The sequence below is a fragment of the Paenibacillus helianthi genome, assembly GCF_001909055.1.
Taxonomy (GTDB): domain Bacteria; phylum Bacillota; class Bacilli; order Paenibacillales; family Paenibacillaceae; genus Paenibacillus_AQ; species Paenibacillus_AQ helianthi.
In genome coordinates this window covers 1-23996 of the sequence record NZ_LVWI01000081.1, presented here as the reverse complement: position 1 = coordinate 23996, position 23996 = coordinate 1, and the positions used below count along the sequence as shown (strand labels likewise).

The 23996-nt window shown below is 50.3% G+C and carries 17 protein-coding genes and 1 tRNA gene; 6 read left to right on the top strand and 12 right to left on the bottom strand.

The features are described from left to right. Positions 1-68: 68 nt before the first annotated feature. Both A3844_RS27140 and A3844_RS27135 read right to left on the bottom strand, forming a co-directional pair. A complete protein-coding gene (locus A3844_RS27140) occupies positions 69-1046 on the bottom strand; it encodes a HAMP domain-containing sensor histidine kinase (RefSeq protein WP_244169868.1) in 978 nt (325 codons plus the stop codon). An 83-nt stretch (positions 1047-1129) separates the two neighbouring features. After that, positions 1130-1846 (bottom strand): response regulator transcription factor, encoded by a 717-nt coding sequence (locus A3844_RS27135; protein ID WP_074109077.1) that lies wholly within the window; start codon positions 1844-1846, stop codon positions 1130-1132. A gap of 167 nt (positions 1847-2013) precedes the next feature. Here A3844_RS27135 and A3844_RS27130 point away from each other — a divergent pair, with 167 nt between their 5' ends. Further along, on the top strand, positions 2014-3921 hold the full coding sequence (locus A3844_RS27130; protein ID WP_167374751.1) for a serine hydrolase domain-containing protein: 1908 nt from the start codon (positions 2014-2016) through the stop codon (positions 3919-3921). A gap of 110 nt (positions 3922-4031) precedes the next feature. Here A3844_RS27130 and A3844_RS27125 read toward each other — a convergent pair. The 3 genes from A3844_RS27125 to A3844_RS33225 form a co-directional block, all read right to left on the bottom strand. Beyond that, positions 4032-4115, bottom strand: a tRNA-Leu gene (locus A3844_RS27125). Between the two features lie 217 nt (positions 4116-4332). Continuing rightward, positions 4333-5562, bottom strand: a complete 1230-nt coding sequence (locus A3844_RS27120) for a CynX/NimT family MFS transporter (RefSeq protein ID WP_074109076.1) — start codon at positions 5560-5562, stop codon at positions 4333-4335. Positions 5563-5764: 202 nt separating this feature from the next. Next, on the bottom strand, positions 5765-5866 hold the full coding sequence (locus A3844_RS33225) for a YjcZ family sporulation protein (RefSeq protein WP_208619463.1): 102 nt from the start codon (positions 5864-5866) through the stop codon (positions 5765-5767). 221 nt (positions 5867-6087) lie between these two features. Between A3844_RS33225 and A3844_RS27115 the strand changes: the two genes are divergently transcribed. After that, positions 6088-7803: an ABC transporter ATP-binding protein gene (locus A3844_RS27115; protein WP_074109075.1), complete on the top strand. Its 1716-nt coding sequence runs from the start codon at positions 6088-6090 to the stop codon at positions 7801-7803. 311 nt (positions 7804-8114) lie between these two features. Here A3844_RS27115 and A3844_RS27110 read toward each other — a convergent pair whose 3' ends face one another. Next, positions 8115-8867, bottom strand: a complete 753-nt coding sequence (locus A3844_RS27110; protein ID WP_074109074.1) for an AraC family transcriptional regulator — start codon at positions 8865-8867, stop codon at positions 8115-8117. A gap of 130 nt (positions 8868-8997) precedes the next feature. Between A3844_RS27110 and A3844_RS27105 the strand changes: the two genes are divergently transcribed. Next, positions 8998-11259, top strand: a complete 2262-nt coding sequence (locus A3844_RS27105; protein WP_074109073.1) for an FAD-dependent oxidoreductase — start codon at positions 8998-9000, stop codon at positions 11257-11259. A 699-nt stretch (positions 11260-11958) separates the two neighbouring features. Here the strand turns inward: A3844_RS27105 and A3844_RS27100 are convergent. Further along, positions 11959-13404 (bottom strand): DEAD/DEAH box helicase, encoded by a 1446-nt coding sequence (locus tag A3844_RS27100; protein ID WP_074100991.1) that lies wholly within the window; start codon positions 13402-13404, stop codon positions 11959-11961. A gap of 36 nt (positions 13405-13440) precedes the next feature. Then, on the bottom strand, positions 13441-14103 hold the full coding sequence (locus tag A3844_RS27095) for an HD domain-containing protein (RefSeq protein WP_074100990.1): 663 nt from the start codon (positions 14101-14103) through the stop codon (positions 13441-13443). Positions 14104-14377: 274 nt separating this feature from the next. Between A3844_RS27095 and A3844_RS27090 the strand changes: the two genes are divergently transcribed. Both A3844_RS27090 and A3844_RS34075 read left to right on the top strand, forming a co-directional pair. After that, positions 14378-15652, top strand: coding sequence for a histidine--tRNA ligase (locus A3844_RS27090; RefSeq protein WP_074109072.1), 1275 nt, complete (start codon positions 14378-14380; stop codon positions 15650-15652). Next, positions 15649-15792 (top strand): GNAT family N-acetyltransferase, encoded by a 144-nt coding sequence (locus A3844_RS34075; RefSeq protein ID WP_371916095.1) that lies wholly within the window; start codon positions 15649-15651, stop codon positions 15790-15792. Before A3844_RS27090 ends, A3844_RS34075 begins: the two co-directional genes overlap by 4 nt. Positions 15793-15812: 20 nt before the next feature. On the opposite strand, the gene A3844_RS27085 is transcribed toward A3844_RS34075, so the two are convergent. The 4 genes from A3844_RS27085 to A3844_RS27070 form a co-directional block, all read right to left on the bottom strand. After that, positions 15813-16961 carry an amidohydrolase family protein gene (locus tag A3844_RS27085; RefSeq protein WP_074109071.1) on the bottom strand — a complete coding sequence of 383 codons (1149 nt, stop codon included), beginning with the start codon at positions 16959-16961 and terminating at the stop codon, positions 15813-15815. A 218-nt stretch (positions 16962-17179) separates the two neighbouring features. Continuing rightward, positions 17180-17446 carry a CD3324 family protein gene (locus A3844_RS27080; RefSeq protein WP_074086043.1) on the bottom strand — a complete coding sequence of 89 codons (267 nt, stop codon included), beginning with the start codon at positions 17444-17446 and terminating at the stop codon, positions 17180-17182. Between the two features lie 274 nt (positions 17447-17720). Beyond that, entirely contained in the window at positions 17721-19019 is a 1299-nt protein-coding gene (locus tag A3844_RS27075; protein ID WP_074109070.1) for a helix-turn-helix domain-containing protein, read from the bottom strand. 205 nt (positions 19020-19224) lie between these two features. After that, positions 19225-21261, bottom strand: coding sequence for a methyl-accepting chemotaxis protein (locus tag A3844_RS27070; protein ID WP_074100986.1), 2037 nt, complete (start codon positions 21259-21261; stop codon positions 19225-19227). A gap of 797 nt (positions 21262-22058) precedes the next feature. On the opposite strand from A3844_RS27070, the gene A3844_RS27065 reads away from it, so the two are divergent. Further along, the gene (locus A3844_RS27065) at positions 22059-23618 is read left to right on the top strand and encodes an IS1182 family transposase (RefSeq protein ID WP_074100985.1); all 1560 of its coding nucleotides are present in this window, start codon (positions 22059-22061) and stop codon (positions 23616-23618) included. The last annotated feature ends 378 nt before the right edge of the window (positions 23619-23996 follow it).

The window sequence follows — 23996 nt, the reverse complement described above, 5'->3', positions numbered from 1 at the left end:
ATCCTAGTATACCTTTTTTTCGGAAAAGATGCTTCTGGTGTAACAGTCTCGTTTTTGACTCCCGGTGCTTACTCCCCGGCACTGAGCTTTTTGCAGACAACCAGCTCAAATACGGTCAAGCCGTTCCGGTTATCAAGTCTTAGCACACCTCTGTGCAGCTCCATGATTTGCTTGGTGATAGCCAGCCCCAATCCGGTTCCCCCATCTCCCGGCCGGGCCGCATCTCCACGTACAAAGGGCTCAAAAATTACATCCTTCAGCTCATCAGAGATCCCAACACCGTTATCCTGAACCGTTATCACTACTTCATCAGCCAATTCTTCAAGTGCGATAAAGACCTCTGTACCCTCAGGGTTATGCAGGAGAACGTTGGACAGCAGGTTACCTATGGCTCTACCCATGAGAGCAGAGTCATAATTGGCTAATACCTCACCCGGGGGTATATCCATTTCCATAGCCATACCCTTTTCTTCAAAGGGATCATAATAATCAGCCGCAATTTTTCTCAGCAATTCTGCTAGATCTCCCTGCTCCAACAACACAGGATAGTCCGGACGCTCCAGCTTGGAAAGTCTAAACAGATCATCAATCAGCTCAGTGACCAGAGTTGCCTTATTGTACATGAGCTGCAGATACCGCTCTTTCTTTTCCTCATTATCAACCAGCCCCAGCTGGAATGCCTTGGCATAACCCTGTATGGTTGTTATCGGTGTCTTGAGATCATGGGACAGATCGGCCAGCATCCGTTGCTTGCCTTCCTGCAGCCTGCGATTCTCCTTCTCCGCCTGTTCCAGGGACTCCGCCATTTCATTAAACCGGTGCTGAATTACCGAGAACTCATAATCCCCCGTTATAGGGAGACGCTCGTTATATTGTCCCTTGCCCATTCTCTCTATGGCTTCTGCGATATGCTCCAGTGGCCTGGTAACCCGTTTCGCCGTCCAGAGGCCGTATATGTAAATGCTCATGCCAAACAGCGCAAGCAGCAGAAGCAGCAGGGGTAATGTCAGCTCAATAGTCTGGCTGTTCAAGTCAATAACCAGCATCAGGAAGACTACAACAACCAGTCCCAAAGTAAGGGCAAAATAAACATAGGATCGGATCAGCTTGGAGATCAGCTTTGTTTTTTTCAGCGGAAATCATCCTTTTTGGCAAACTTGTACCCCAGTCCCCGGATCGTGCGAATGTACACGGGCTGCTTCGGAGCTTCCTCCACCTTATCGCGCAATCTGGAGATGTGGACCATAATGGTGTTGGCATCCTCATAGTATTGTTCCGACCAGACCTGCTCAAACAATTGCTTCTTGGTAAAAATGCGCCCCGGCGCGTTCATAAACGTGGACAGCAGCTTATATTCGATTGCGGTCAACGGTATCTCCCGCCCTGACTTGTATAACACGCAGTCCCCATGGTCAAGCGTCAGCTCACCGATACTGCTCTGCGCCGGAGGTTCCTGACCAAGTGCTACCGGTTCATTTAAGTCATATGTACGCCTAAGCATTGCATGAATCCGGGCCACAACCTCTAAGGGATTAAACGGTTTGGAGATGAAATCATCGGCTCCAAGACGAAGGCCAAGAATCTTGTCACTATCCTGATTCTTGGCAGACAGCAATATTACCGGCAGCTTGTATTCCGTGCGGAGCAACTGCAGCAATTGAACACCGCTAAGCTCAGGCATCATAATATCAAGCACGGCAAGATCAATGGGCTCCTGCTGAATGCATGCCCATGCTTGAGCGCCATTATAGGCTTCTATAACGCGCAGTCCTTCCTTTTCCAGAAAAAGTCTCAACAGCTCTACAATTTCCGGGTTGTCATCGACGAGCAGTACCGTTCGCTGCACATCCCAGCCTCCTCATTCATCCAGCTTCCATGACCATTAGTTTATCATATCCCGGGCTGTTTTCAGCGATTTAAGGTTATTGTAAGATTGGCGACATGGCTCTGAAAGAATGCTCCCTTATTCTTATTCCAGAAGACTTGCACATATCTGTCTGGGAGGTTCTGATAGTGAATTTGAAATCTGTAGTAAGTATTTCTGTTATGGTGTGGATGAGTATTTTCGGAGGGGTGTCTGCTGCGCAAGCAGCCAGCGGAGATGACGCAATGACGCAGGAACGACTGGAAGCGACTCTGACTCCGCTCCTCAGCGGAATCATGAAGGCCGATCATATTCCAGGCACTGCTGTCGTAGTGACGAAGGACAATCGCATTGTATTCAGCAAAGGCTATGGCTATGCCGATATGGAGAAGCAGATTCCTGTTAATCCCGCTCAGACAGTTATGCGGATCGGCTCGCTCACCAAGTCCATCACGGCAGCAGCAGTCATGCAGTTGCAAGAGCAAGGGAAGCTGTCCATGGATAAGAATATTAACACCTATCTGACCAGCTTCAAGGTGCCCCTCTACAAGAATCACCCCATTACCCTGCACCAGTTGTTGACTCACACGGCTGGCCTGGATGAAGCTATCTATCATCTGGCAGCGCAATCACCGGACAAGGTTATACCGGCTGGGAGTTTTTTGCGGCAATATCTCGACAAGCAACCTCCTGTTCGGGAGCCTGGGACAGAATATGCTTACAGTAATGCCGGAGTGGGGCTTGCCAGCTTCCTCATCGAACAGGTTACGGGAGGCACACTTGAGACTTATATGAAACATAGCTTATTCGATCCTCTTCAAATGCCAAGTGCCAGCCTGCTGCATCAGGAGAACGACAGGAACATGGCCAAATCCTATCAGTATCAGAAGGGAAAGTATCAGGAAATCCCCTATTCTTACTTGAATCTGCCGGGGGCGGGAGCCCTCAGTGTGATACCTGATGAATGGGCTCACTACATGATGGCTTTGTTGAACGAAGGAGGCTACCGGGAACAGCATATTCTAAAACGGACCAGCATAAATGAAATGCAGGCAAGGCAGTTTACAGAGCATCCGGATGTGGAGGGCGTAGGCTACGGCTTATTTCGAAACCGCTTAAAAAGTGGCCTGCTTTCACTGTCGCATACAGGCGACATCGATGGCTATTCTGCCAAGATGGAGCTTATACCCAAGTATCGACTTGGTATATTTGTTGTGAGCAACGCAGTCTCATCAGGAAAGCCTCTTCGCGATCAAGTGACAGATGCCATTGTCCGCCTGCTGCCGGAGGAACAAAAACAGGCTGCTCCAATTGTCTCTACCCCCTCCCCCGATCTGGAGCAATATGTGCGGACATACACCATCGGTCTGGGGCCTCAGCATGGCTGGGGCAAATGGTTTAGATGGCTGGGCGGAAGAAACTTTGAAGTGCAAAGCACCGGGAAGTCGCTGCTGGTTAATGGAGTCTTTCCCGAAGGAAGTGGATCGGAGCAAACCAAAACCTATATTCCTGCAGGAACAGGATTGTTTCGTGACAAGGACAGCGGAGACTTCATCTGGTTCCATCGACAGCACGGCCCCTGGAAGCTGACCTTTATCCAAGGGGTAACCATAAAGGAAGAGCCGCCGTTTGTACAGCAACCCTCCACCCTCCTTGCCGTCTACGCAGGTGTTGGCTTGTTGTGGATCTTCATCACAATTATTGCTCTGGCTCGAAGCCTGCTGCGATTGATGCTGCGCAAGAGACCACACGGTCCCGGACATGTGGGATGTATCGCGGCAGTCTTTTCAGTCTTCCTGATAGGCCAATTCCTGTATGGGAACTCACAAGTAATGACATTCGGATACCCGGCATGGTATGCCTGGGGCTTCTCCTCGCTGCCTTTTCTTGCTTCCGCCGCTGCGATCGCCCTTGTTGTTAGGACTGCGAGCCTCCATCGTTCGAATCCTGCTCAGCACCGGCTTGTTATGTACGGCCGTTATTTGCTGGCACTCCTGAGCTTTGGTTATACTTTTTTCTTATTCTATTGGAATATGCTCTCCATTCATTTTTCTTGAAGAACAAGATCATGCCCATGCTCAAGTCATGAGCAATAGCTTAAGTCTCCAATCCACGTAAAAAAGGTCCATAATTGCCTAAGCAACTACGAACCATATTTGTAAGGTGATGCGGTCAAGAGGACTCGAACCTCCACGATATTGCTATCACTGGCACCTGAAGCCAGCGCGTCTGCCAATTCCGCCATGACCGCACATTATGCATTTCAGCGTTTTGATCGCTGTATATAAGACTATACTCTCTTTGCCAATCAATTGCAAGAGAATTTTGTTGCAGCTTATGGAGCAAAGAACGAATATCTTACTAAGCTAATGTGGATTAGTGGATTCTTGACTGCATTACACAAAATATCACTTGGTCTTCATGGATGCCACTGATAATAAAATTATCACAGGTACACTTTACTGAGTTTATCTTTTATCACCCACAAAACGGCTACTGCCCGCTCCAAGTCCTACTATGAACAATAAAATGCTTGCCACAACGAGTAATGCCAGCGGCACGTTCCAGCTATGGGTCACGTCATGCAGCAGTCCGAACAGGGCGGGACCCATTGCAGCGAGCAGATATCCCACCGATTGGGCCATACCGGACAGCCCGCTGGCTTCCTGTGTGCTGCGGGTCCTCAGACTGAAAAACATCATGACGAGGCCGAAGGCAAACCCGCCGGCAATTCCGATGCAGATAGCCCAAACTGCCATCCAGCCACTGCTGCCCAGCCATACCCCGAGAATTCCAATCATAAAAAGAATGGATGTAATGAGCACCAGGCTGCGCTGGTTTTTCATTTTGCCCGCCCAAAGGGGCACGAAAAAAGTAAACGGCAGCTGGGCCAGCTGCATGAGAGATAGAACCCAGCCCGCATGGCTGGAGGTCATCCCCCGTTCAACCAATATCACGGAAAACCAGGCAATCAGCACGTAATACAGCAGCGATTGCAGCCCCATGAACAGGGTAACCTGCCAGGCTAGCGGAGACCGCCAGAGCTGAACGGAGGATTGCCGTTTACCCTCACTGCCGCCCCTCGTCATATTCCGCATCTGAGGAATCCAGAACAGGGTCGCCAGCGCGGCCACCACAAACCACATCGCCAGAGTCCCCCGCCAGCCGAATCCGGCATGCTGTGCCAGCGGGACGCTGATGCCTGAGGCAGCAGCCGCACAGATATTCATGGATAGGGTATAAACCCCGGTCATAAGTCCGATATTCTCCGGGAATCTTCCCTTGATCAGTCCCGGCAGCAGTACATTGCAGACGGCGATGGACAACCCGATTATCGCTGTGCCTGCGAACAGCATGGCCGTTCCCGAACCCGAGCGGATCAGAATGCCCATGGATAAGGCCAGCATGGCCAGCACAAGAACATTGGCGGTGCCAAACCGCAGGGCCAGCTGTGGCGCAAAAGGTGACAGCATAGCAAATGCCAGCAGCGGCAACGTGGTAATCGCTCCCGCCAGTGTATTTGACAATCCCAGATCATCACGGATCATGCCCAGCAAAGGTCCAACGGAGGTGAAGGGAGCCCGAAGAGCCGCAGCGACGCAGATAATCCCCACGATCAGCAGAATACGGCTGGCTTCCTTGTCCGGCCGGGCCTTGCCCAGTTCCGGTAATGCAGCATCTTGATGTTTTACTTTCATGTTGTCCTCCCGATTGCAGTCTATCACCCTTACACTCCAAAGGCTTGTCCAGGTAATAAGGCTGTTCTATGTAATAATCACATTGTTACATTATATCCCCTCCAAGAATGCTCTGCACAAATTTTCCGGCAAAGTTTCCGCCATACACAATAAAAAAAACCAGTCTGTGGGACTGGCTTTACATTTGGAGACACATCACTAATTATACCCAGAGGGATTTAGAAATGATAACGAGCAGGATGAACAGTACCAGAATTGCGCCAGTGGAAGTAAATGCACCGTATCCTCTTCCATTTTCACTCATGTAAATTCCTCCTTTATGCTTGTATACACTACACTATGTACATAAAGCAGCTGAGGATTGGGTGATTAGACAAAAATAAGCAGGTACTGTTTCGTTCTCCACTTAAAATATCTTTCCGTTGACAAAACACTTCACCCTCTTTAGTATCCTTAACATGAGGTTCTTATTGAGAATGACTCTCAACAGTGAAATATCACTATACAGAAATGAGTGAATAAGAGATGCTGCGTCGTTTTTTTTCCTATTACCGTCCATACAAAAAATTATTTATTCTCGACTTCACCTGTGCGGTGGGAGCCGGTCTGCTGGAGCTGGCATTTCCAGTGGCGGTTAATAAATTCATCGACAAATTGCTGCCCGGGCAGGACTGGCCGCTGATTCTGATCGCCTGCATCGCCCTGATGGCCATTTACGCGCTAAATACCGCAATGCAATATATTGTAACCTACTGGGGGCATATGCTGGGGATCAACATCGAGACCGATATGCGCAAAAAAATGTTCGATCATATTCAGAAATTATCCTTCCGGTTCTTTGACAACAACAAAACCGGTCATCTGATCGGCCGGATTACGAATGATCTGAACGATATCGGCGAGGTGGCGCATCATGGGCCGGAGGATGTGTTCATCGCCGTGATGACCCTCGTGGGCGCATTTATCCTGATGGCCGATATCAATCTCAAGCTGGCGGTTATTACCTTCATCATTGTTCCGCTTATGGCCTGGATCATTATCCATTTTGGCCGTAACATGACCTCCACGTATCACCAGCTTTTCGGCAATGTGGGTAATTTCAATGCCCGTATTGAGGACAATGTCGGGGGAATCCGCGTGGTTCAATCTTTTGCCAATGAGGAGTATGAGAAACAGCTGTTTGCCGTCGACAACCAGATGTTCCGCAAGACCAAGCTCATGGCGTATAAGCTGATGGCCAAAAGCTTGTCAGTCAGCTATATGATGACCCGTCTGATTACGATCGTCGTGATGGTCTGCGGTGCCTGGTTCTTCATTCAGGGTGAGCTTGAGATTGGCGAATTTGTTGCGTTTATTCTGCTGTCCAATATCTTTTTCCGGCCGATTGACAAGATCAATGCGGTCATTGAGAGCTATCCAAAAGGCATTGCCGGTTTCAAACGCTACCTTGAGGTCATTGATACAGAGCCCGATATCGCCGATCAGCCCGGCGCTGTGGATGTCCACGCCCTCCGCGGAGATATCGTCTTTGACCGTGTCAGCTTCGGTTATGATCCGGGCCGTCCGGTGCTGGATGGCATCAGTCTGAAGGTAAATGCCGGTGAGACCATTGCTTTCGACGGGCCCTCCGGCGCAGGTAAAACCACTATTTGCAGCCTGCTGCCCCGCTTCTATGATGTGACCGGCGGCTATATTTCCATTGACGGAACCGATATCCGCAGCATGAAGCTGAATGCGCTGCGGAAGCAAATCGGGATTGTGCAGCAGGATGTCTTCCTCTTCTCCGGCACGATCCGCGAGAATATCGCCTACGGCAAACTCGATGCCGAGCTGCCGGAAATCTGGGAGGCAGCGAGACGCGCGCATCTGGAGGAACTGATTAACGGCCTGCCTGCCGGAATGGATACCGTTATTGGCGAACGCGGTGTGAAGCTGTCCGGCGGGCAGAAGCAGCGGCTCGCCATCGCCCGGATGTTCCTGAAGAATCCGCCGATCCTGATTCTGGACGAAGCGACCTCGGCACTGGACACGGAGACGGAAGCCGCGATTCAGCAGTCGCTGGCGGACCTGTCTGTTGGACGGACAACCCTTGTGATTGCCCACCGTCTGACAACCATCAAAAATGCTGACCGGATCATCGTCGTGAACGAGGACGGCATCTCCGAGGAAGGCCGTCACGAGGAACTGGTAAATGCCGGAGGCACTTACAGCCGCCTGTATCAGGCGCAGTATAATGCATAGGCGAAAGACTTCATAAAGTCAAACGTCCTTACAGAATGTCTATCTCCAGCTCTTCATGAGCATGCTGAACAAGCAAAACCTTCCGCGAGACGCCTCAGCATAAAGGCGGATACGGAAGGTTTTTTGTGGTGTAATATCATATAAGTCTTAAACAGCTTATGGGCGCTACGCCCGAATAATGAGATGCGTAGCGCGGCAGCAGGTACAGCAGTTTATAGCTCCAGACCCGGCCCGACCCGATTACTTTTTTTTGAAATCTACGGTATTCCCCAAGGTTTTGCAGCCGAAAAAGTCACCTTCTGGCCTCTCCGCTATACCCTGTGCCGCTTCCGGTACTCTGCCGGACTCATTCCAGAGGCGTTCGTAAACACTCTGCTTAAATAAAATCCGTTCTCATAGCCGCAGCGTTCGGCGATCTGTGCCAGGGTTAGCTCACTGTCCTTCAGCAGCGTGCGTGCTTTGCTTAGACGTATGGATTTCAGGTACGAGGATGGCGTCTCCCCGAATGCTTCACGGAACCGCCTAGTCAGCTGCACAGGACTTAGTCCCAGGCTCCGCGCGGTGTCCAGCAGACTTAACGGTTCCCAGGCCTGTGCGGTGATGGCCGCTGCCGCATCCGCCATCAGGGCATCTTCCGTAAATTTGCCCACCCCTGCGGCCTCTCTGCTCTCCATGTGGTACAGCTGCCACAAATCCGCAACGAGGTGCGTTTTCCATCCCAACGACTCAGGGCTGCTGTCCTCGGCAAGCTGGCGCAGATAGGCATAAGTGGAGCTCAGCCGTTTCGTGTCATTCAAATGAAGCAGACCCGGAGGAAGCCGGCATCCGGCATCCGCAGTGAACTGGATATAATGAAAGGTCAGGGGCGTGACCGTTTCCCGAACGAAGGGGACTCCCGGCGGACAGACCACTAGATCTGCAAATCCCGCTTCCCCCGAGTGCCCGCCAATCTCAAAGCGGAACACACCCTCTTCAACAGCAAAAACCACCCATGCTACATAGCGGTCCCACGGCAGCGCAAACTCCCTCTTCTGCCTCCAGTAGATATGGTCCAACAGTTCCATGCCCCGCCTCCCCGCTCTGAAATAAAGTATATGCTAAATGATAAATACATGCATTTAAAAAGTAAAGTGGCAGCTTCATTATGAAACTATAGATATGTTCAAACATCAACCGATATGAGGTGCTGTAGGGATGAAGCAGGAGCTAGTGAACAATGACATTACGGTAATCGGGGGCGGATTGGCCGGGGTATGTGCAGCCATCGCAGCAGCCCGACTGGGGCAAAAAGTGGCGCTGGTGCAGAACCGCCCCGTGCTCGGTGGCAACTCCAGCAGTGAGGTGCGTGTCTGGGTCTGCGGAGCAACTGCACATGGTACGAACCGATATGCACGCGAAACCGGTATTATGGGCGAGCTGTTCATCGAGAACCAGTACCGGAACCCCGAAGGCAATCCTTATGTATGGGATTTGGTTGTGCTGGAGGCCGTCAAAGCTGAAGCGAATATTTCACTCTATCTAAATACAGATATTCATGAGGTAATGGCTGAAGGCCCGGAGCATGACCGGACGATCACCGCCGTGGTGGGCTGGATGATGGCCTCGGAGCGGCGGATCACGTTCAAGAGCAGCCTGTATCTGGACTGTACAGGCGATGGATTGATCGGCTTTCTGGCCGGGGCCACATTCGCCCTCGGCCGGGAAGCACGCAGTGAATACGGCGAGGAGTGGGCTCCTGAAATTGCGGACGGGATTACGCTTGGCAGTACCATTCTCTTTTATACGAAGGATACGGGGGTACCGGTAAACTTTGTTCCGCCTTCCTTTGCCAAGGATATCTCGGAGACCACGATTCCGCTCCGCCGGGTTATTAAAAGCGGCGACTCCGGCTGCCACTACTGGTGGATTGAGTGGGGCGGCGAGCACGACACGGTGCATGACAATGAAATGATCCGTGACGAGCTGTGGTCGGTCATCTACGGCATTTGGGACTATATCAAAAATTCCGGCAAGTTCGGCGCGGAGAACATGACGCTGGAATGGGTCGGCTCCCTGCCCGGCAAACGTGAATACCGGAGGTTCACCGGCGACTACGTGCTGAACCAGAATGATATTATCGCCCAGCGCGGGTTCGCGGATGGGGTGGCCTTTGGCGGCTGGTCGATCGACCTCCATCCCCCGCAGGGGATGTACGCCGATGCCAGCGGCTCAAAGCATATGCATGCGGACGGGGTGTACCACATCCCCTTCCGATCCCTGTATTCCGTAAATGTGCGGAATATGCTCATGGCCGGGCGCAATATCAGCGCCACCCATGTCGCCTTCGGCACGACGCGGGTGATGGCAACTTGCGCCGTCATCGGCGAAGCCGCCGGCACCGGGGCGGCGCTCGCCAGCCTCCTAGGCCTTACGCCGCGCGAGCTGCAAGCGCGGCACCTGCCGGAGCTGCGGCAGACGCTGCTGCGGCAGGACGCTTCGATCATCGGCCTGCAGAGCAGCGATGAAGCAGATCTGGCCCGGAAGGCGCGGGTAAGCGCCTCTAGCGCGCGCTGCGCGCTCGGGCTGACGCAGCCGGGCGAAGCCTGGCCGCTGCGCAGCGATGTTGCCGTGCTATTCCCGGCAGACCCGGGAATCCACGGCTTTGAGCTGCTGCTGGACGCGGAGCAGGCAGCGGAAGTGACAGCCGAGCTGTGGGACACCGGCCGCGGGGAGAATTACGTGCCGCATACCTTGCGGGCACGGGCAACGGCACCTGCCGGAACCGGGCGGCGGCAGTGGGTTGCCTTCGATCTGCAGTGGCAGCCGGAGGTGCCGCAGAACGCTTTTGTAATCATCAAGGCGAACCCTGCGGTCAGCCTTCATCATTCGCTGGAGCCGCACAGCGGCGTGCTGGTCTTCTTCAAGGATGAGCACCCGCAGATCTCGAAGGATCTGGAGGACCACTCGACGGATCAGCTCATCGTCCTCTGGAAGATGAAGGGCCAGGCCAGGCGGCCGTTCTGCTTCCGGATCAGCTCACCGACGGCGGCGTTCGCGGCGGACAAAGCGGTGAACGGCTATCACCGCCCGTTCGGCGGTCCGCAGCAGTGGATGTCGGAGCCGATCACGGCCGGTAAGCCGGAATGGCTGCAGCTGGAATGGGATACAGAGCAGAGTATTGCCGAGATTCATCTGACCTTCAACGATGATGTGAACGAAGATCTGGTGAATCTGCACCATCACCGCACCCCTTTTACGGTCATCCCCGAGCTGGTCCGTGATTACCGGGTGGAAGCCCAGGGTGCTGGCGGACAGTGGACGGAGATTGCTGGCGGCACCGGCAACCGCAAACGCAAAGTAATCCATCTGTTGCCGGAACCTGTGCAGGCACAGCGTATAAGAGTCCTCATAGACGCAACCAACGGAAGCCGGCACGCGGAGCTAATCGAGATCCGGGCGTATGAGGAAGCTCACTAAACCTTCAATCTGCGGCAGCTGCTAAGTAGTAACAGAAACATTGATTTACTGGAGCATGCTGAGCACGAGGGAAAGTCTAATTTACTGGAAACCAAGTACGCGGCTAATAGCTAGGTGGAAAAAGGATCACTAATTCTGAGGTATACATGCACTTCAGCATGCTAGGTGGAAAAAGGATCATTAATTCGCCTGTTGAACCCTCTTGCCGGGTATTTGGTTAAAACAGGTCTACTTTTTCCACATAAAAGTCCAAAAAAGTTTATTTTCAACATATTAAGTTTACTTTTTCCATCTATTTCTCCGTTACTAGGACGGGAGGCTTGAATACGTGAGATTCACTTTAAGAGTTTCGAGGGGCTTTCCGGGGGGCGGGGGGTGCAGGTCCTTAGTTTGATTAAGTAAACGGACCCACATCTACGGGAATACAGAACAGAACGTGAACTTGAGCATGTCAGGCTCATACATGAGGAAAGCCTTATTATTCCATGCGATTCCTCAAATATCGCTATGCCTTCTCAAGTTCATTGAAATAAAACGAAGCCTCCGCTTTGCCCATAAGGCTATGCGGAGGCTTTTTCATACGGCAATATATTAATGGTTCTGCGTAATTACCGGTGATATCTGTTAGCTTACACATCTACGTCCATACGGACATCAACTGTATACATTGGGTAGCTACTTAACGGATTGCCAGCTGCTCTACTTCTTCGCAAGATGCACCTTCAGCAGCTTGCCCTTCACTGTTGTGTCCTTCATCGCCTGCAATACCAGCGACCCTTTGCCGTTCAGAATATCCACGTAGGTAACATTATCCTGGATCGTGATGATCCCGATGTCTTCAGCGGTGATCCCTTCCAGCTTGGCAATGGTGCCGACGAAATCAACAGCTCTCAGCTTCTTTTTCTTGCCTCCGTTGAAATAGAGCTTCATGATGTCCTGGTTCATGACCTCAGTTTTGCCCTTCTTGCGGACCTGCTGTTTGCCCAGCTTCTCGTCAAAAGCAGGCTTGGCATAAGCCACGGCATCCTCCGAAGGAGCTTTCATCACCGGCAGGCTGAAGCCGATATAGCTCTCAATGTCTTTCACCCATTTGTGCTCGTTCGGTGTAGCGAGGGTGATGGCTTTGCCGCTTTTGCCTGCACGTGCGGTGCGTCCGGTACGGTGTACGTAGCTCTCTTTTTCCATCGGAATATCGTAGTTGATCACATGGGTGATGTTCTCAATATCAATGCCGCGTGCGGCTACGTCAGTAGCGATCAGATAGCGGAACTGGCCCCGTTTAAAAGCGTTCATCACCTCAAAGCGCTCGTCCTGCATCATGCCTCCGTGAATTTTGTCCACCGGGTACTCCAGATCGGCCATCCCCCGGAACAGCGCGTTCACCTGATCCTGTGTCCGGCAAAAAATAATGCAGCTGTCCGGGTTCTCCACCGTAAGCAAGTCGCATAAGAGGCCAAACTTCGCAGCTTGTCTCACTTCAATCAGTGCATGCTCAATCGTCGCTGTCGTGATGCCGCTGGCTTCAATCTCAATGTCCACCGGCTCCGTCATATATTTACGGCACAGGTTCTTCACTGCATCCGGCAATGTGGCGGAAAATAACATTGTAACGCGATCACGGGGCAGCTTCTGGATAATCTGCTCGATCTGCTCAATAAAGCCCATGCTCAGCATCTCATCCGCTTCATCGATCACCAGATATTTAATCCGGTTCAGCGGCAGCGTACCGCGCTCGATATGGTCAAACACCCGTCCCGGAGTGCCTACGACGACATGTGTTTTTTGCGTAAGTTCAATCTTCTGCGGCGCAAAGGGCTGCTTGCCAAACAATGCGACCGCCTTGATCCGCTTGAAGCGGCCAATATTGGTGATATCCTCTTTGACCTGTGCTGCCAGCTCGCGCGTCGGCGTCAGCACCAGAGCCTGGGGCTTGTTCTCCGCCCAATCCACCAGCTCGCAGAGCGGGATGCCGAACGATGCGGTTTTGCCGCTGCCGGTCTGTGATTTAACAATCAAATCCTGACCTTTCAGGGCTACAGGAATGACCTTACTCTGGACCTCAGTCGGCTCCAGATAGTTCAGTACGTCCAGCGCGCGGATAATCTCTTCATTCAAACCATAATCTCTAAATTGCAATTCACTCATGTAGTTGTTATTCCTTCCATATTGTGCATTCTATTATTATAACAGCTTCTGGCCCCCTTGATTCCATTCCTTATAAAATTGCTCTAAAAAGCTCAGCATGAACCCATGCCGTTCCTCCGCCAGCTTGCGTCCGTAGGCAGTATTCATCAAATCCTTCAATTTCAGCAGCTTTTCGTAGAAATGATTGACCGCCGTACCTTTGGAATAGTCGCGGTACTCCTTCTGGAGAGACTCATCACGCGGAGGAATCTCCGGATCATAGACCGGGCGGCCTTTAGCCCCTGAAAAAACCATCACCCGTGTAATCCCGATGGCACCCAGTGCATCCAGCCGGTCTGCATCCTGTACTACCTGTCCTTCGAGTGTGGACATGGGTTCGCCTCCGCCGCCGCTGAAGGACATCGTTTCAATAATCTGCATGATGTGCCCGCTCTGTTCCTCATCGTTCAAATGCTTCTTCAACCAGTTATGTACTTTATTTAGGCCCGCTTCTTTGGACGGGTTCAGCTTCTCATCCGCCACATCATGCAGCAGCGCGGCTACTGTGCAGATAAACACATCCGCATTCTCCATCTCCGCGATCAGCGCCGCCGTGTTGCGCACACGGTCCGTGTGGAACCAGTCATGGCCGGTTTTATCCTGTCCCAGCTGCTCTTTGGCAAAGTTCTCGGCCTCGGCAATGATTTGTGTATCCTCCATAAATGATTCTCCCTTGTTATTGAAGTTATTATTCGATATAATGTGCAGTAATCCAGCCTTGAAGGGACATGATTCGCATGAATAGCATAACCATCATACTGAATCAGCTTCATCATCACAAGCAGCGTTAGCACTCCTGAACATTTTTCAGGGAGGGCTGACGCTTTTCGCGTTTGGCCTCCCTGCCGCATATCAAGCGCGCGGGACCAAAAGGTCCGGCGCGTTTTTTGTTTACAATGGGCAATACACAAAAAATAATAAGGAGCTGCTAAACATGCAGAATGTTAAAGGTACCTATGATTATTTCGGCCGGGAGCAGTCCATCCGCCAAAAAGTCCGCTCCACGCTAACCGAACTGTTTGAGCTGTATGATTTTGAGTCGATGGATACAACCCTGCTCAATGAGCTGGAGCTGCTGACCTCCAAATATGCGGGAGGTGACGAGATTCTCCGCGAGATGTATCAGTTGACCGACCAGGGCGGCCGCCAGCTGGGGCTGCGCTACGATCTGACCATTCCCTTTGCCAAGGTGATCGCCCTGAATCCGGGCATGGAGTTCCCATATAAACGCTATGAGATCGGCAAGGTGTTCCGGGATGGACCGGTCAAAAAAGGCCGATTGCGCGAATTCCTGCAATGCGACGCCGATGTGGTGGGCATCGCCGGCCCGCAGGGAGAAGCAGAGCTGATGCAGCTCGCAGCGGAGGCCTTCCGCAGACTAGAGATTCCTGTCATCCTGAAATGGAACAACCGGCGCTTCCTTGGCGAGATACTGGAAGCAACTGGAGTTCCGCTTGAAGATCACCTGTCCGTGATGCTGACACTCGATAAGCTCGCCAAAATCGGCAGCACCGGGGTACTTGCGGAGCTTATGGAGAAAGGACTGACTCCGGCTGCTACAGGCAAGCTTAAAGAACTGCTGGACATGGATGCCCCTTCATTGGATGAGCTTGCGGTAAAATATGAGCTAGACGGACAGCCAGGCCTGCTGGAGGTGCTGGCCTTGCAGCAACTGATCGCAGGAATCGGACTTGCGGAGATCTGCGTCTTCGATCCTTTTCTGTCCCGCGGCCTGTCGTTCTACACGGGTACCGTTTATGAAATCTTCGACGCTTCCGGTGCCTATACTTCCAGTCTTGGCGGTGGAGGAAGGTATGACTCTATTATTGGCAAGCTTGTGGGACGAGATGACATCGAATATCCTACAGTGGGCATCTCCTTCGGCATGGAGTCGATTATGGCGTTGCTGGGAGAACGGCCTATCCGGGAAGAAGCTTCAGGGGTACTGGTTATACCGATCGGGGAAGTTATGCCGCAGGCGTTGACTGCCGCCGCAGCACTTCGCGCTGCAGGCATCCGCACTGCCGTGGATACCGGTAAACGCAAGCTGAAGAAAACACTGGCCGCAGCGAATACGAAGGGCATCCGCTACGTTATACTGATCGGAGAAAGCGAAGCTGCTGACGGCAAGCTCCGGCTTAAAGATATGTCGCAGCAAAGCGAAGAGCTGGTCACAGTAGAAGCGGCAATTGCACAGATTGCCGAATAACCGGAGCGTCCAGCGGACGATCTGGAGCGGCCGTACGTGAGGAATACCACCGCAAGGGCATTGGCAAGGAGCTGGTGAACGTGTTGAGCAGACAATTGGGTAGGAGGCAATGCTGTTGTTATCTGCCCCGAACGCGATGAATTATTATCCGAAGCTGGAGTTAGCAGAATCTAATATTGCCTTCTTTCATGACGAATTTAACCTTTCGAAGATTGTCTATATTGGCAAGTGGATCTCCTTCAATAACAAATAGATCAGCCTTCTTAGCAGTTTGGATAGTCCCAATCTCGTGAGACAGATTACATATCTTTGCACCGACTGAAGTTGCCGCTACAATTATTTGCATCGGTGTGAGACCAGCGTCGCCTAATAAGCGGATTTCTTCCCATGGCATTCCTAACCTATACCATGGTTTTTCTTCTTCAACAAAGTCATCACCCAAGCCGATCTCCCCACCCGCCTGGACAAACCTTCGGACATTGTCCAGCCCTTGTTTTAAAAGAGGGGCTCCAAATTTGTCTTGAAACATCTTTAATACAGTGAGTGTAGGTACTATTCGAACGTTTTTTTCTACCATCTGACGTATCAAGTCATCATCTAAACGGTCATAGATCATGTGTGCAGCATCGTGAATTCCCGAACTCACTAGAATCCGGAGATTTTTGGCGTTGGTTACATGAGCAGACACATGGGCTCCCATTTCCCTAGCTTCCTTACAAATGGTTTCCAGAATCTCCTGATTAAGCTTAGGCAGGCCGAACGTACTGGGGTCATATCCATCTTCAAGAGCGGTCTTTATAAAGTGAATCCCTTTTTCTAATACCTCGCGAACCTTAAGCCTGGCTTCTTCCACATTTCCAACACCGATGGGTTCTTGCCCTCCATATCCCCCGGGAGCCGTAAAAACTTTACCTGACGTGATAAGTCTGGGAAAAAGCACACTATCCAGCCTGTTCGAATGTGCTATAACATCATCAATCGTTGCATTTGTAGTCATTCCCTCGTCGCGGATCGTAGTAATTCCCTCTTCAAAACATGCAGTTAAATACTCTTTATGGTACCCATGAAAAGGCTCATTCCGCAAAAATTTAAAGCTGGTGTGCGCATGTGTATGAATAAATCCTGGTAACATCACAAGTCCATTCAGGTCTATTTCTTTTACCTTTCCATTCTTAAACTGGGTATCCCGATATTCTGTTATGGTACCGAATCTACCGTTTACAACTTCTATTGTTGCATTTTTTATCGGCTGCCTACCCGTTCCATCGATTAAAGTCACGTTTGTTAGTAACAATGTTTCGTTTCTCATGGTAGAGTAACTCCTCAGTGAAGATTGTTTGTCATCCAGAGAAAGTATATTACACAATAATTACTAGACGAAGATACTATTTCGTTATAATTCGTTTTTTACTTACTTTTAAATCTACTCTTTTCCATGTCCACGAATGAATTTAGTATCGACCGATACCACCTCATACTCACATAAACAAGCCGCATCGGCAGAAATCCGATGCGGCTGTTTGCTGTCTACTTTTTACCATAGACGATTTTTTTGATGCTGTCGCAGGACAGGCAGAACTGTTCTGCCAGCTCCTGGGTGGTGAGGCCTGAGGAATACTGCTTCCTAATTTCTTTATTACGGTTGGAGAGATACGTTCTGCCGCCGGAGTGCTCACCCCATTTGGCCCGTTGCCCTTCCGGTTTAGGCACATACAGCATTCCGCCGTGCATATATTTCTGGATTTCCTTCAGTAACTTTTCCGGTAGTACAATATCTGCATTTACATATTTCATGGTAGCTCCGCTCCTTAAAATTAATGAACTTTTTAAGGTAGCAAAGTCTACTGTACAAACAACGATTCCCTATCCATGAATCAAAGCGGCGTCTTACCTTCAGCTCTATACAAACAACCGCTGTTGTTGTTCATCCGTAGACTTTGCATAGAGCTGAACCCTAATCTTCTCATCCAATACCCTCCTCTCCTTAACCCTAGGCATTATAACTGAATACCTTTTCCTTATACTACCATTGATTGGGTTAAGAAAAAAAGGGTAGCGTCTCCTGCTTTCAGTTCCGGGCATGCCGCTTCACATAGCGCTCCCGGTAATCCTTGGGGCTTCTGCCGCTGTATTTCTTGAAGGCGCTGCAGAAACCGGTGAAGCTGGAATAGCCGGTAAACATGGCAATATCGGTCAGCTTCAGCTTATTTTCCTGCAGCAGCTGCTCGGCCTCGGCCATCCGCAGTCTTGTAACATAATCGTCCATGGGAATGCCGACATGCTGCTTGAACAGCCCCGACAAATACGTCTCATTGAAATGAAATCGCTCTGCCAGGGACGAAAGATCCTGCTCGCAGCAAAAGTGCTCCCCAATATCTTTTCGGACTGCCTCGATCATATGCCGGCCGCTGGATAAGCGGATCTTCTGCACTTCATCCATCACAAGCAGCGCCAGTTCTTCAATCTTCTCCCGTATCCCTTCACGCGACTGGTAATCGGCAATGCTAATCTGGCATTTCCATAAGTACTTCTGCACTGCAGAGCTGCCAAGCTCGAACTTTTGGGCAATCGAACTGAATACCAGAAGCAGACGCAGCGCCAGAAAGGTAAATACAAACATGGGTGCATCCCTTTCGCTGTTGAAAAGAGCATCAAGGTGCATTCGGAAGGCATTCATGTCCATATTTTCGATCACTCGGGCCAGCATCCTTTCCACCTCAGGCGTAAAAAACTGCATCAGCTCCCGTACCTGTCTGCTTTCACCTTCCGCTTCCCTGTAATTGGGACTCTGGTTCCAAGAGAGCATACATGAGGTATAAGCATTCTTTAACCGCTTCAGCCCCTTCACTTGCTCTCCAATCCCTGCTGCACATTCCAGCCTCAGATTACTGGCAGTACTCTGCTTCAGTTCCTCTATGAACCGATGTGTTTTATGGGACTGCTCCGGTCCTGATTTCAAAATAACGAGAAAGTACATCAGCGCAGAGTTAAATTCATCTCTGAACGGATAGATTCCCTTCCACCCGGAGGACGTCTCCCGGCAGAGCTTCTGAAACGCCAGCTTCAGCAGGGCCTTCCACTCCTGGCGGTCTGTCCCTTTTTCTGAGGGCACTTTGATCTCCAGGGCGGCAATCTGCAGATTCAAATCATTTGCTGTCAACGGATTCAGCTGCAGTTGCTGCAGACGTTCTCTAATAACGGCCATACTATTCCATTCATCCTTGATTAACTGCAGTAAAAAGCTCTCCTGCAACAGCTGCAGCGCTTCATTCCCGCTTGACGCTTCCGAGGCAATCCGGGGACCCAATACTTCCCAATCCACTTTGCCGTTGATGCTGCTGCGGATTCCTTCACCATCTACAAGCATGCTCTCAAATATGATCCTCACTCCTTGGTATCAGTATGGACCAATAACCTGAGATGTATTGCTGTTCCCTGTTCAAAAAAACAAAAAAAGGACCCCGCCGGAGACCGGCGGGGCCAAAGATTATATTAAAGGGGGGTTATGAAATCAATATATACCCGCAAGCTTAAATCCAGATGAAAGTAAGGTAAAGATTGCATTAAACCGCTTAAATCTTGAATTTCTCCACTAATCCCTGCAGTTCTTTTGCACTTTGCGTATTCTCATCGGCCATCGTTGCTTCATGCAAGGTTTTCTCTACGATATCTGCCGTTTTCTCAGCAATATCCTGCACGCCGATGGCCCCTTCATTTACAGTAGCCGCAACTTCATTAATCGCAATCGCTACACTGGACACGGTCTCACTCAAGTGGTCGGCGGCTTCTCCGAACTGATTCATCAGCTCGTCAATAGCAGAAGCGTCACTGTTATATTGCTCACTGACTTCTGCAAGACGCTCATAATCTCCCAAAACATTATGATCGATAAACTCAAGTATAGCCTCGGAATTGTCCTTCATTTGCTCGACAGAAGAATATACATTCTTGACAACTCCTTGAATACCTGCCGCTGTTTCGGAGGACTTCTCGGCCAGCTTGCGGATCTCGCCCGCTACCACAGCGAATCCCCGCCCTGCTTCTCCGGCCCGTGCCGCCTCAATCGCAGCATTAAGTGCTAGCAGATTGGTCTGGCTGGTAATAGAGAGAATGGTGTCCGCCAGTACGTTGATTTCATGAATCGAGCCTGACTGCTTAATGGCCTTCTCCATCTCCACACGCACGGATTCATAGATCCGTTTGGCATTGTCTATAGACTCAGTGGCGTCATGCTGCAGCGCAAGCGCCCGCTCGGTAATCTGACCGGACACACCGGCACCTTCCTTAACACGCCCCGAAATGCTGCGGACATTACTCTCGATCTCATGAATAGCTGCCGACATTTCCTGCGTAGAGGCTGCGGTTTCTTCCATCCCCGCCGACAACTGCTCTGTTGTAGCCGAATTATCATGGGCATTCTCCCGTACGTCATCGGACAGCTTCTCCAGCATCTCCGCATTGTCCAGCACCTTTGCGGAAATGGTAACCAGGCTGCCGGCCATTTCCCTCAGCACCGACCGGGTATGGAACATCGCTTTGGCGATGGTTCCGGTTTCGTCTTTATTTTTCAACAGATACTCGTATTGCGAGTCGTATTTAAGATCCAGCTCCGCGGTGCGGTTAATCATTTCTGTCAGCTTAATGATCGGCGAAGAGATCCGGGTAGCCACAGTGATTCCCACGAGCAAGGTCAGCAGCAGACACCCGATACCCAATAAGATAATATAGTTCGTCATGTTGTCAACAGGCTTCATAATCTCGCCAAGATCACCTGTCAGCACCAGTGTCCAATTCGTTACCGGCAGAACGGTAAAGGCAGCTTTTTTCTCAGCACCCTTGTAGGTATATTGAACGTTGCCGTCTGCAACCTTCTCACCAGCTTTGATCTTTTCTACCACTGCTTTGATCTGAGCATTCTCTATCGCTGTTCCGATCTTGGTTTCATCGGGATGAAACAGGATGTTCCCGGTCTCATCCACAAGGTAGGCGTAGGAGGAGGGCGCATTGGCCACCTTGGCATCAGACAAATATTTAATGATACTATTCGCATTCACTGCGGATGCCACGAAACCGATCATCTTGCCGCCACTCGTTACAGGATGTACAAATGCCAGAACATAGGCCCCTGTTGACTTGGATTTCAGCGTTTCACTGATTACAGGTCCGGCGGTCTTCATCACATTCTTGGTGTAGTTTCTTTCACTGAAGTCTGTTCCGACCAGCTTAGTATCACTATCTGCTATCCCGATCCCCTTCATGTTGGCCACGAACATATGCTCCAGATTGCCTGCATCCTTCACTATCTTTTGAAGTTTGGTATTCACCTCAGCCTGCAGCGGGTCCCCCGTACGGGCCAAATTGCCGTCTTCCGATTTCAGCAGCAGCTCAGCGATTTCCGATTCACCTGCAACGAGCTCCATATTTCGCTTTTCTTTGTCAATCATCGCTTCAATGGTCTGTGCTTTGTTTGTGTTCACCTGCGCCATTGCAGTATCGGTCAGATTCAGAATAGTCTTAGTAGATTTACTGTACGTAAAAACCCCCATTAATAACGTAGAAATCAGTGTAACGACGATCATCAAAACCGAAAGCTTCATCCGAATCTTCATTTTTCTCTACATCCTTTCGCCCTAATCTATATGACTATTTGTTTCCAACCCTGAAGCAGTAACATTTATTACAATAACTATCGGATTCAAGACACAAATAGTTAATATTTCTTGGAGATTAATAGGGAATAATCTCGAAATTTGTCGAATTTTTAGATAAAATTTTAGGTCTTTAGTCATAAGGATATAAAGCCTTGAGTATTAAAGACAGTGCATCTTACCTATTATCTCTGGTTGAACGCAAACAAGCACCTTGGACACGGAAGTTCTCCGGCTTAGAGGCTTATTGATCACGGGTATTCAAACCATACTGTTGGCTACCCCTACCACAACTCAGGATAGTATCAGGACAATATTCCCCCAAAGCAGTAATTTTTCCGGAGCAGCAAATCCTCTCCAATCCTTGTCCCTTCATCTGTACCGATACATTTGATGATTATACATGAAAACTTTCATTTTGGAATGAAAAAAATCAGAAAAACGAGGGTGTCCCAAAAGCCATGAAATGGCTGCTGGGACATCCCCCTTTGTTTTACGAGGATGTACGTAGACGCTCGTGTGGACGCTCCGCGAACGGACCGTTGTTCCAATCGCTGTTGTCTCCAGATTTTATTTATTCCCCTAAGCGGTGAAAATCCGGAGACAAAGGCGACCGCTGCCGCTTTTCCACAATCAGTCCGTCCTCTCCGCTGTTTAAGCGGAAAATGTTACTACAATCCTTCTAAAATCACAAAAAAAGAAATCGCTCTTTGGTAAAATGGAGGTACCACCCAACCATTTCAAAAGGAGCGATTTCTTTGTACATTCAATATACCATGGACCAACTTTGTCTGCCAATGGATTTAGAAGAGGACATTCCCCCTAACCACCTCGTTCGTGTCGTTAACTCAGCCGTCAATCGGCTGGACGACACCATCTTTGACGCAGCTTACCCTGGCGGTGGCCGCGACAGCTATCACCCTAAAATGCTCACCAAAGTCATCATCTACGCCTACACTCAGCGCATGTATTCTTCTCGCCAAATCGCCAAAGTGGTGCGGGAAAACATCCCGTTCATGTGGCTGGCCGGACGGCAGCGCCCGGACTTCCGCACCATAAACCGCTTCCGTTCACAGCGGATGAAAGATGTTCTTGAAACGCTATTCACCGCCGTCCTTCAATTTCTGGCGGACGAAAAATACGTCTCCCTGGACCATTATTTTGTGGACGGCACGAAGATTGAAGCGAATGCAAATCGCTATACTTTCGTGTGGGGCAAAGCCGTCAGTAAACATAAAGCTAAACTGCAAGAGAAAGTGCACGCGCTATTTGCCGACATTGAAGCCGCAGAGAAACAGGAAGAACAGGAAGACCACGGAAAAGACCTTGCCGAACTCGGCGAATGTTCAGAAATCAGCGGTGCGAAGCTCGAACAAGTGACCCGGGAGCTTGAAGCCCGGCTGCTGAACAAACCCAAAGACAAACCGCTGAAGAAAGCGATCCGGAAGCTTCGCAAGGACCTGCTTCCCCGGCTGCACAAGTACGAGCAGTACCAGAAGCAGCTCGGCGACCGAAACAGCTTCAGTAAGACCGATCCGGATGTAACCTTTATGCGAATGAAGGAAGATCACATGCGAAATGGTCAACTCAAACCCGGTTACAATGTACAGATCGGAACGGAAAACCAGTTTATCTTGGCATATAGCGTTCACCAAAGCAGGGCGGATACACGTTGCTTACAGCCGCATATGGAGAAGGTCAAACAGGTACTGGGAAGACTTCCACAAACGGTTATTGCGGACGCCGGCTACGGTAGTGAAGAAAACTATGCCTACTTGGAAAAAGAAGAAATCCAAGCCGTGGTGAAATACGGTAGCTATCATATAGAAAAGGGCAAGGCGTGGAGAGAAAACATCGGGAAATTCGAGAACTGGACATATGACGAAGTCGAAGATACGTGGACGTGTAAAGCCGGAACAAAACTTCGATTTCGTTATGAGAGTAAGAAAACATTAGATAGTGGATATGAACTCCGGCAACGCCATTACCGCAGTACCGGCTGTCAGGGTTGTCCCCTAAAAGCCGAATGTACAAAGGCTGCTGGAGATCGGGAAGTCACGGTGAGCCTCAAAGGGTTGAGGTATAAACACCAGGCTCGGCAACTTCTTCAAAGTGAAGAGGGATATCGATTGGCGGTTCGCCGAATGATTGAGCCCGAAAGTGTGTTTGGACAACTGAAAAACAACCGGGGATTCCGGCGATTTCTGCTTCGCGGCATGGAAAAAGTGACGCTTGAGGTCGGGTGGCTTTCGCTTGCTCATAATCTGCTAAAGCAAGCCGCTAATGACCAAAAACGTAGAGCAGCGATTCTCCAGTAACGGGAGAATCGCTGCTCTGCTGTCGTTTTACGGTTTTTTTTAAAAAAAGAACTGTCCCTTACGTAGAAAATTCTACTTATGAGACAGCCCCTTCGTATTATTAGGTCAACCAGAGATTACTGGTTGGCCTTTTTTAATGACCGCTTTACGATGGAAGTAGCCGGGAGAACGTGACAGCCCCTGGGGATAACCCCGAATAACAAACAGTTCTCCCACTACACCCTTCTACCATGTTTGAGCTGGTTGAGGCATCAGACCTCGTATCACACGCGAAGCTGTGGAGTAGGAACCATTGTGGGAATACCGGCGAATTCGAATGAGGAGGAGAAGATGAAACCCGTTATTGGCATGGATGTAGCCAAAGGAAAATCTGTTGCC